This is a genomic window from Bacillus sp. C30, assembly GCF_040838255.1.
Lineage (GTDB): Bacteria > Bacillota > Bacilli > Bacillales > Bacillaceae_G > Bacillus_A > Bacillus_A mycoides.
Map to the genome: position 1 here is coordinate 1 of NZ_JBFPJH010000115.1, position 9,734 is coordinate 9,734.

14 protein-coding genes and 3 pseudogenes are annotated in these 9,734 nt (G+C 34.5%); 2 read left to right on the plus strand and 15 right to left on the minus strand.

The features are described from left to right. The 10 genes from AB3X49_RS12715 to AB3X49_RS12760 form a co-directional block, all read right to left on the minus strand. Window positions 1-237, minus strand: a 237-nt coding sequence (locus AB3X49_RS12715) for a DEAD/DEAH box helicase (RefSeq protein ID WP_367962459.1), incomplete at its 3' end; no start/stop codon positions are given. After that, the gene (locus AB3X49_RS12720; RefSeq protein ID WP_367962461.1) at window positions 221-901 is read right to left on the minus strand and encodes an AAA family ATPase; all 681 of its coding nucleotides are present in this window, start codon (window positions 899-901) and stop codon (window positions 221-223) included. The genes AB3X49_RS12715 and AB3X49_RS12720, both read right to left, overlap by 17 nt. Next, entirely contained in the window at window positions 898-1,095 is a 198-nt protein-coding gene (locus tag AB3X49_RS12725) for a hypothetical protein (RefSeq protein ID WP_367962463.1), read from the minus strand. The genes AB3X49_RS12720 and AB3X49_RS12725 overlap by 4 nt, the downstream gene beginning before the upstream one ends. Before the next feature lie 174 nt (window positions 1,096-1,269). Continuing rightward, window positions 1,270-1,470 (minus strand): hypothetical protein, encoded by a 201-nt coding sequence (locus AB3X49_RS12730; RefSeq protein WP_367962465.1) that lies wholly within the window; start codon window positions 1,468-1,470, stop codon window positions 1,270-1,272. Next, window positions 1,470-1,703 carry a hypothetical protein gene (locus AB3X49_RS12735; RefSeq protein WP_367962467.1) on the minus strand — a complete coding sequence of 78 codons (234 nt, stop codon included), beginning with the start codon at window positions 1,701-1,703 and terminating at the stop codon, window positions 1,470-1,472. The genes AB3X49_RS12730 and AB3X49_RS12735 overlap by 1 nt, the downstream gene beginning before the upstream one ends. Window positions 1,704-1,762: 59 nt before the next feature. Beyond that, complete coding sequence (locus tag AB3X49_RS12740; protein ID WP_367962469.1) at window positions 1,763-2,407, minus strand: sigma-70 family RNA polymerase sigma factor; 645 nt, start codon at window positions 2,405-2,407, stop codon at window positions 1,763-1,765. A 22-nt stretch (window positions 2,408-2,429) separates the two neighbouring features. Next, the gene (locus AB3X49_RS12745; protein WP_367962471.1) at window positions 2,430-2,780 is read right to left on the minus strand and encodes a YqaI family protein; all 351 of its coding nucleotides are present in this window, start codon (window positions 2,778-2,780) and stop codon (window positions 2,430-2,432) included. Then, a complete protein-coding gene (locus tag AB3X49_RS12750) occupies window positions 2,781-2,948 on the minus strand; it encodes a hypothetical protein (protein WP_367962474.1) in 168 nt (55 codons plus the stop codon). After that, window positions 2,945-3,085 carry a hypothetical protein gene (locus AB3X49_RS12755; protein WP_002145541.1) on the minus strand — a complete coding sequence of 47 codons (141 nt, stop codon included), beginning with the start codon at window positions 3,083-3,085 and terminating at the stop codon, window positions 2,945-2,947. The genes AB3X49_RS12750 and AB3X49_RS12755 overlap by 4 nt, the downstream gene beginning before the upstream one ends. Continuing rightward, on the minus strand, window positions 3,063-3,317 hold the full coding sequence (locus AB3X49_RS12760) for a helix-turn-helix transcriptional regulator (RefSeq protein WP_367962476.1): 255 nt from the start codon (window positions 3,315-3,317) through the stop codon (window positions 3,063-3,065). Before AB3X49_RS12760 ends, AB3X49_RS12755 begins: the two co-directional genes overlap by 23 nt. A gap of 169 nt (window positions 3,318-3,486) precedes the next feature. On the opposite strand from AB3X49_RS12760, the gene AB3X49_RS12765 reads away from it, so the two are divergent. After that, entirely contained in the window at window positions 3,487-4,173 is a 687-nt protein-coding gene (locus AB3X49_RS12765; protein WP_367962478.1) for a helix-turn-helix domain-containing protein, read from the plus strand. A gap of 83 nt (window positions 4,174-4,256) precedes the next feature. Then, window positions 4,257-5,649 (plus strand): annotated as a pseudogene (locus AB3X49_RS12770) (recombinase family protein). Window positions 5,650-5,664: 15 nt separating this feature from the next. On the opposite strand, the pseudogene AB3X49_RS12775 reads toward AB3X49_RS12770, so the two are convergent. From AB3X49_RS12775 to valS, 5 genes and pseudogenes are all read right to left on the minus strand, one after another. Continuing rightward, window positions 5,665-6,051: pseudogene (locus AB3X49_RS12775) on the minus strand (UPF0758 domain-containing protein); the annotation flags it as partial. Between the two features lie 51 nt (window positions 6,052-6,102). Next, complete coding sequence (locus AB3X49_RS12780; protein WP_367962480.1) at window positions 6,103-6,678, minus strand: Maf family protein; 576 nt, start codon at window positions 6,676-6,678, stop codon at window positions 6,103-6,105. Between the two features lie 219 nt (window positions 6,679-6,897). Further along, the gene (locus AB3X49_RS12785) at window positions 6,898-7,860 is read right to left on the minus strand and encodes a stage II sporulation protein B (protein WP_367962482.1); all 963 of its coding nucleotides are present in this window, start codon (window positions 7,858-7,860) and stop codon (window positions 6,898-6,900) included. A 164-nt stretch (window positions 7,861-8,024) separates the two neighbouring features. Next, window positions 8,025-9,326 carry a bifunctional folylpolyglutamate synthase/dihydrofolate synthase gene (locus AB3X49_RS12790; RefSeq protein WP_367962484.1) on the minus strand — a complete coding sequence of 434 codons (1,302 nt, stop codon included), beginning with the start codon at window positions 9,324-9,326 and terminating at the stop codon, window positions 8,025-8,027. A gap of 94 nt (window positions 9,327-9,420) precedes the next feature. After that, a pseudogene (valS, locus tag AB3X49_RS12795) lies at window positions 9,421-9,734 on the minus strand (valine--tRNA ligase); the annotation flags it as partial.

The following is a 9,734-nucleotide window of genomic DNA, read 5'->3' on the forward strand; positions in this document are numbered from 1 at the left end:
ATCCATATTCACTTCATTTTTTATAAATGTGTTCCGAATCTGATCAATCAATTCTCTCCTGTGGACTAAAAATAAAACCCGTTTTCTGTTATTTGTTGACATTCGGGCGATATCTGAAATAATAACCGACTTACCAGCCCCACATGGAGCAACAACACAAGGAGATTTAAACCCTTCTATATAAGCTTTTCTTGTCTTCTCAACTAATTTATTTTGATAATTATGTAGTTGAAACATCGGAATGTAACAACTCGCCTTGTACGCAACCTTTACGATCATCGATTTGATTTTTAGCGTATGTGCTATTTGTTGCACTTAAAACAAACCCTCGTGTACCATCTGCCTTTACTTGCAAACGCCCTACAATATCACATAACCCTAGAACATTATTCATGATTTTCTTGTTGATTTGAGGGTAAGATCGATTATATTGTTGCCCATCGCTATCAATATAAAGATCATCAGTTTCCCAAGCAGTCCAGATAAGGTTTGCACCTAAATTTTTTAAATATCGTAAACTGTTTACAATTCTAAATTGCATATATTGATAGTCACCTTGAGAGGGAACACCTTTGTTTTCCCCTTTACTTCCAAGATCAGATAGCAGACAACGTTCTAGTTCGCTTATGTTATCTACAACAATGTTGTCATACACATCTTTGTAATTCTTGTCCAAATCAAGAATTAAATTTTCCCAAAATGTCCATGTATCAGTATTATCAACATACACAATATCAATATTTTCTTGACCTTTTAACACTTTCGAAGTTCGGTCTACATCTAAAACAAGTGTTTTGCCTGGAAAGTATTTAATTGATGTTGTCTTTCCCATTCCAGGTGGCGCATAAATCAAATATGTTTTTTGTGTATTTGTAATTTCCTTTGCACTAGTTATTTTCATTTTTTCACCTCCGCCATGTTTTTCAAAACGAAAATAGAAGCTTTAATATCGAGAATCTTGGTTTCAGTGTTTTTAATGTTATTTTCAACAATAGGCTTCTTTTCTATCAATCTTTCTAATTCACCCTTATGTTCACGCAACTTTCTATTCATAACATTTAGCGACTGTTCTAACTCTTCAATTGCAGCGTTCAAAACGGAAACACCTCTTCCTGCTTAAGGTCCTCATATATTTCCATGAGATCCCGTAATCCATGCTCATAAGCAACAACCATCAATGAAGCATGTGGATCATCACCGTGTTTATATCGTTCTATTAGATTCATAGTAATTTGCATTTTATGTTCGATTTTTGTTTGTATATCCAAGCTATTCACCTGCTATTTCTATTTGATAATGAGACGTTACATAGCCCTTGACACACCACTCATCTGTGTGGAGGAGAATACCATCAAAATCAATAAATGCATCACCAATGTATATTTCACCGCCACAATGCGCACATTCTATATGAACGTTATCCTTTGACAAATCATGTAGATTACCAGTAGTCATTGGATTTTCTACCATTAACATTCACTCACTTTTCTCATGACACACATATAGAAGAAACTGTCTGTAATTTCAGCGTAAGTGTTCTTCAATTTATCACTTGTTTTATGAATTTGTTCTTTCCTACTGATAAGACCCGGTTTATGTACTTTTCGTATCGGTGTAATGTGGATGTAACCAGCCTTTTCTTTTTCTTTCACTAATTTAATAATTTCACGGTAATTTTGATTTTTTAATGTTGTTTGGAACATGTGATTACTCCTTTTCCATATAACTTTTTCATGCTATGATTCTTATAAGTTTATTTTGTTTAGATCACCTGTTGGCGCAGGTGATTTTTTAGTGTTTTACACTCCGATGATAGTGAAGTAGTACCGATTGGTTTATAATTTGGATTAATTTTTTTAAATGCTGCAGTTTTTAATTTAGTGATGACAGGTCTGCTTTTACCAAGAAATTCTCCAATTTCACTATCTTTATAACCCTGACCTTTTTTTACTACTACTATTTTTTCTTTTGGTGTTAACTTACTTAATGCTTCTTCATATTCAACTGTTAACATAACTTCTTCTTCCACATTCACTGGTGAAATTGCGAAAAAACCATCTTTATCGTCATCTTCTATTTGTATATCAATGGAATGGAAAGACAGATTTTGTCTTTCTTCTGAAGTAACATTTGTACCAATTCTGATTACCTTTCCTTTTGTGTGAAGCTCGTTACTCATTCGCCACTTCATAAATTTCATTATATAAGCATTAAAAGTGGCATCTCTTTTTGGATCGTATTTCAAACACAGTTCCCACAAGAGCATTCTTGCTACTTGAAATAGATCATCTAGCTCCATATTGTTAGATTTCGCTAGTTTACTTGCTTGAGCATAGCTACCAAAATGTTGAGTGATTGCAGCATGTACTAAATGTTGTTTCTCTTCGAACAACTCTTCAGTTGTCATTTCCTTTTACCATCCTTTCTTTTTATACAGCTCGAAAGCATTCAACATTTTGATGCTCAACTAAGTATTCCGTTAGATTTTCTTTAAGTACGACACCCTGTCCAAACATAAAATACTTATCATCTTGCTTAATTTCACAACCATAGAAATATTCAATTGGATGATCAGGTTCTTTAATAGATTCCTCTTCAGGAATGTCTTCCACAAATATTGCATCGATACTACTAACCCCGATGTGGAATGGTACTTTTCCAGTAACACCTTCCCATTCAACTTTTGATAATGCACTAAAGCTATTTCTAAATGTTGAAAATTGCTCTACCGTAAAACTTACTTTCGCACCTGATTTAAAAATCATTGTTACTTCCTTCAATTAACTCACCTCCCTTCGAGATGAAACCTTATGGTTCATTTCCCTTAACTGACACTTTGCTTCTAGTTCAGTAATAAGCAATAACGCGGGACTATGTCTCATTTCAGCGCATCTTTTTACAACTTCTGATGCTTTCATTAATTTACTTGCGGATAGTACTCCGTTCATGATTGGTCACCTTCCTTTTTCTCTTGTTCAGCCTTACGAGCTGCTAAAATACGAGGGACTGAAGTTTTCATAAAAAACTCGGCCATCTTTAACGCCGTTTCTTCACTTGGCGGATTATCCAATATAGTTCGTTCCATTTATCTCACCATCCGCCTTAAAAACTTCATGTTTCATGAAGTTAGTTGGTAAAAAAATTTCTTCAATTCCTTTTCCGAACTTTTGAGCGATTAAAAACATTTCATTCGCTTTAAATTGAGTAACTCCATGTTCCTTGTTGATATATGTTCTTTTATCAACTCCTATTAAATCTGCCATATCTTGTTGATTTAACATATTATACATACGTAGCCTTACTAGTTTGTCTTGCAATGTTCCCACCTCCTCGTTAATAATTTTCATATTACATGAAGTTTTGACATAATTCAACATTTTTTTCATTATTTATGAAATTTATTTATTTTTTTCTTGTTCTATGAAATTTTTAGTTTAAAACTTCATGAAATATGATATGATAGAATCCGAAAGGAGGTGAAACTTCATGAAACAAGATGTTTCTAAATATGTTGGTCAACAAATTAAAAACTTTAGGAAACTAAAGAAAATGACACAAAAAGAATTAGGATTACGAATAGGAAAAAAACATAATACAATTTCATCTTATGAAAATGGGACAAACGAACCGGAACAAGATGTACTATTTGCAATAGCACAAGCATTGGATATATCAATTAATGATTTGTTCCCACCAACGAATGAAGTATATAAGACAAATACCCCAACTATTTCTTTAGTAAAGGAATCTTCATATACCTATGTTCCAACTTCAATTTCAGCTGGTTTACCTCTAGAAATTGACGGAATGACAGAAATGGATTTGGAAACTATACATATTCCCGATGCATTAATGGGGAAATGGGCAGGTAGGGAAGATATTTTTATGACTCGTGTTAATGGTGACTCAATGAATAAAGTTATTCCACATACCTCTTTAATTGCCGTAAAAGAAGTGACTTTAGAAGAGCTTTACGATAATGACATAGTTGTTTTTAGTAACGGCTGCGATTATTCTGTAAAACGTTTCTTTAATGATAAGGAAAATAAACGATTAATATTCCGACCAGATTCATATGACAATCGTTTCTTTGATTACACAGTTCCTTATGAGGATGCTGTGAATATAAAAATACACGGTAAAGTAGTAATGTACGTAGCTACATTAAACTAATACCTAAATCAATTAAATCTTTAGCGCTAGGAATTTAATGGACAGCCCGTACAGCTGTCCTCTTTTTAAAAGGAGAGAAAATAGTGACTATTGGAATCTATATAAGAGTAAGTACCGAAGAACAAGTACGAGATGGTTTCTCTATTTCAGCTCAACGTGAAAAGCTAAAAGCATATTGCGTGGCACAAGACTGGGATAATTTTAAATTTTATGTAGATGAAGGCGTATCAGCAAAGGATACGAATCGTCCACAATTAAGCATAATGTTAGACCATATCAAAAAAGGATTAATTAATACTATTTTAGTTTATCGCTTAGATCGTCTAACACGCTCTGTTATGGACCTATATAAGCTACTAGATACATTCGATAAATACAACTGCGCTTTTAAATCAGCAACAGAAGTTTATGATACTTCCACGGCTATGGGAAGAATGTTTATTACAATTGTGGCTGCATTAGCTCAATGGGAAAGAGAGAATTTAGGTGAACGTGTACGAATGGGACAATTAGAAAAGGCTCGTCAAGGAGAATATTCAGCAAAGGCCCCATTTGGATTTGATAAAAATGAGCATAGCAAATTAATTATAAATCTAGAAAAAAGCAAAGTAGTTTTGGATATGGTAAGGAAAATTGAAGAGGGTTACTCTATCAGACAACTCGCTGACCATTTAGACGGCTATATCAAGCCCATAAGAGGTTACAAATGGCATATACGAACCCATATTAGATATTCTTTCTAATCACGCCATGTACGGAGCGATAAGGTGGTCTAATGAGATAATAGAGAATGCGCACCCAGGAATCATTACAAAGGATAGATTTATGAAGGTGCAACAACTACTATCTAGTCGCCAAAATTTTAAAAAACGTAAAACTACTTCTATCTTCATTTTTCAAATGAAATTACTTTGTCCTAATTGTGGAAATCACTTAACTTGTGAAAGAGTAATGTATCATAGAAAAAAAGATAATCAAGATATTGAACATAATCGATATCGTTGTCAGGCTTGTGTTCTAAATAAGAAAAAGGCCTTTTCCTCCAGCGAGAAAAAGATAGAGGTAGCCTTTTTAGATTATATTGAAAAATACAGATTCAAACAGGTACCGAAATTTCAAACAGAAGACAATGAAATTGATATCCTAAAGAAACAATTATCTAAAGTAGAACGACAAAGAGAAAAGTTTCAAAAAGCATGGTCAAACGATCTAATGACAGATGAAGAGTTTGCCAATCGAATGAAAGAAACGAAACAAGCGCTAGAATCGATAAAAGAAAAATTGAAGTCTTTAAGTCCTAATAAAAACGAAAATATAGATGATGATGTTATAAAAGAAATTATAAATAATATTAAAGGCAATTGGTCACATTTATCATCTAATGAGAAAAAACAATTTATGAATATGTTCATAGAGAATATTAAAATTGATAAAAAAGACGGAGTTACAGAAGTATTAGATATAGAATTTTATTAGTGTTTATGTTACATTTACACAAACAAAATGCTCCTGTTGCAAAAAACGCATCTCTTCCATCATATAACTCGCACAATCTTCTGGACTTCGAATACTATATCTATTTTGATATTCTAAACGTACCATTCTTCTACCTAATTCAAAAGCAGCCATAAGCTGCGACGCCTTTGCAATCCCAACACCATGAATGCTCATCATCTCTTCTAACGTTGCATCCTTTAGCATTCGTAAGCCGTCAAAATGATGGAGAATATTATCTGATAACGTTAACACCGTTTCTTCTTTAGAACCCGTTCTGAGTAAAACTGCAAGAAGTTCTCGATTCGATAAACTTCCTGCTCCTTCTAACAATAAACGCTCCCGTGGCTGTTCTTCTCTCACAACATCACGAATACCGTTCATCTCTCCACCCCTTTTTTTTACGATTTCTCCTAAAGAAAACCCCATGCAATTTTACGCATGGGTTACATCGCTATCAAACTGTTTTAATTCACGGACAAGACGCGCGATTGGCAAGCCAACTACATTGTAGTAGTCCCCTTGAATATGTTGAACAAAAATAGACCCTTTACCTTGAATTCCATAGCTCCCTGCTTTATCAAGTGGTTCCTTCGATGCAACGTATACGTCTATTTCCTCTTCTGTTAATCCCCAAAATGTTACTTCTGTACGTTCATAAAAAGTTACCGTTTTTTCTTTCGATATAATTGCAACACCTGTGTATACTTCGTGTGTTTTCCCCGATAATAATCGTAACATTTCTTTCGCCTCAGCCTCATTAGACGCCTTTCCAAGAATACGCGAATCATATGTAACAATTGTATCTGCACCTAGTACAACGTGATTACTATGGTTTTCTGCCACAGCAGATGCTTTTTGCAAAGCAAGCGACATAACAATATCAGAAGGTGATGAATATGCACCAATTGTCTCTTTTACTTCACTAACAACGATTTCAAATGGCACATCTGCTAATTCAAGCAGTTCCTTCCTCCTAGGTGACCCTGAAGCTAAAATAATTTTCCTCATATTTTCTCCTTCCCTTCTCACATGAAGCAGAATAATTCAAATCAATCGTATCAAAGGAATAGTTTCCCCACAAATTCTAGAAATATCATTTTCTCTAAACAAAATAATAGTTCTTTTTAAATACGATTATATGCTGCCCATACAGAAAGCACTTTGTTCTAAATTCAAAAGAAAAGAAAGAAGTATATGTACTTCTTTCTTCGTCATTTCATTATCCTATTATTTCACTTTTTGTGAAACCATTTTTTCATACGAAAGTATACCATCAATAATAACTTGATTTAATTTAGCTACAGATTCCTTATCGCTCTTCCCTTCCTTAATCGTTTGCACCGCTATTGACGTATACATATAAAGCTTCTTCGCATCTTCACGCTTCATACTCTTCCCTTCCTTTTCAATAGCTTTCCACTCTTTTTGAATCGCTTCTATATCTTTTGGATTACTTTTTCCACTAGTTTGTACGCTGGACACATATTTTGCTAAATGAGTATATAATGGCTGCACTTTCGCTAAAAACATTCCTACTTCTTTATCATTTTTGAGCAATGCTTTATCTGTAATATCCCAATTTTTTTTCAAAACTGAAACACCATCTTGCTTATACTGATCTATTAATTGATTAACAGCCTGTTCATCGCTCGTAATAGCAACAACTAACGCATACTTATCACCACTCGGTTTCAAAGTAGCCACGCCCCCATTACTTTTCCACTCTTCAATAGCAGCCTGTCCTTTTTCTTCAGAGGAATAAAGCCCTCCTTGAACGAAAAATAGTTTCATTGGTTCTAATGATGTTCCTACCTGTGCTTTTGGTTTTTCCTCTTTCGGTGTTGGTGTTTGTTCTGCCGTTCCACCCACCTTTTGTTCCTCATTACCTGTCTGCTTCGAAGCCGTTACCTTACCTTCTCCTGTCGTCCCTTGTCCAGTTAATAAATGAATCATACCCATCCCAAATGCAGTACCGATAATTATTGCAGTTGCAACGATTGCGATTATTGTATTGCTCCACTTCTTTCGATATTTTTCCATAGATACTGATTTCGCTTTTTGAAACGGAACGACATTTTTCGGTCTCTCACTTTCTGCTACCATCCAGTCAAACTCATCCTTCTTTTTTTCCTCATACTTCGCTTCTGTTCCATTTACTTTCACCGAGATTGTTCGTGATTGCTTGTCCATACACTCACACCTCACCTCTTGTCATTGTCCGCATCATATCATATTCATTCCACAAAAAAACGAGATATTTGTCAGAGGAATTCGTCAAATAACCCTATATTATTATCTTATATGTATGCATTTGACTTCATTTGTAGAACAAAAAACTAGATAGCAAAGACTATCTAGTTTTTCTCGCGAATATATTTTCTAACTTCGGAAATGAAATACAAAGAACCTGTTATGATAAAAACATCATGTTCTCCTATCATGTCAACCTTTGTATCAATTGCCTCTTTCCAATCTTCAAAAACTAATTTTGACTCTTGTTGTGAATACGATGCAAGCTTGTCAGCAGAAATGGCACGATCAAAGGCAAACGTCGTAAATATTATTTCATCAGCAACTTTTTCTAATTGCCCTACCATGTTATGTAACTGTTTGTCACCAAGAGTAGTAAATAAAACTATTACATTCTTCTTTTTATAATGTGCCTCTACTGTTTTTACAAGACTTTCAATACCTTCTGGATTATGAGCACCATCTATTATAATATCTGGATTACTTTGTAACTTTTCAAATCGACCAATCCAGTATGCTTCTTGTAAGCCAACTTTTATTTCCTCTTCATTAATTAAAAATGATAAATATGTTTTTAAATACATTACTGCCATAAGCGCTAGTGCTGCATTGCCTACTTGGTGAATACCTTTCATTGAAATCCGAACATTTTCAAACGAGGCAAATGGACAATCAAAATCAAAGTGTTCCCCATCTTTATTAGAATGTTTATGTAGTATTGTAAACTGTTTTCCAAGTTCATATAAGCTTGCATGATTTTCCTTAGCAACCTTTTGAATTACTTGCAATGCTTCTTCATTTTTTACACCAGTAATAACTGGAACACCAGACTTAATAATCCCTGCCTTTTCATATGCAATTTCTCCTAGTGTATTGCCTAAAATATGCATATGATCGTGGCCGATATTCGTAATAATCGTGAGAACCGGATGAATAACATTTGTAGAATCAAATCTTCCCCCAAGCCCCGTTTCAAATAAAACAACATCACAGAAATTAACTTTACCGAAATAATAAATTGCCATTACTGTAATGATTTCAAACTCAGTCGCTTCTCCTAAGTCCGTCTCATCTAATTTTTCAACGACTGGCTTTACCATATTTACAAGTTCCGCAATCTCTTCATCTGCAATCGGTATTCCGTTTACACTAATACGTTCATTGAATGTTTCTATGTAAGGCGATGTAAACGTTCCTACTTTATATTTCGCGCTTTCTAACATGTAGCGCATGTATGTTAAAGTTGAACCTTTTCCATTTGTGCCGGCTAGATGAACACATTTTATATGACGCTCTGGATTTCCGAGTTCTTCTAACATCCATTGCATTCTTTCTAGCCCTGGTTTTATCCCAAATTTCAATCGGCTATGAATCCAGTTTATCGCTTCTTCGTATGTATGTATCACGTTTGCTATTCCCCTTTCAAAAGACAAACTTAGTAATTCTATTATACGCAAAGAAAAGAGACTCACCAATATAGTGAGTCTCTGAAAAACATTTTTATTTCTCAAGATCAGCTAGACGTTGACGAACCGCTTCGCGTTTTTCTAGATAATCTTGCTCTTTCGCACGCTCTCCGTCAATAACTTCTGCAGGAGCTTTCGCTACGAATCCTTGGTTTGAAAGTTTCTTCTGTACACGTTCTACTTCTTTACCGAACTTCTCAAGTTCTTTTTCAAGACGCGCTTTCTCTTCATCAAGATTGATAAGATCAGCTAACGGTAAGAATAACTCTGCGCCTGATACGATTGCAGTCATCGCTTTTTCTGGCGCTTGTAAATCAATCTTAATTGTTAGTTCACTTGGGTTACAGA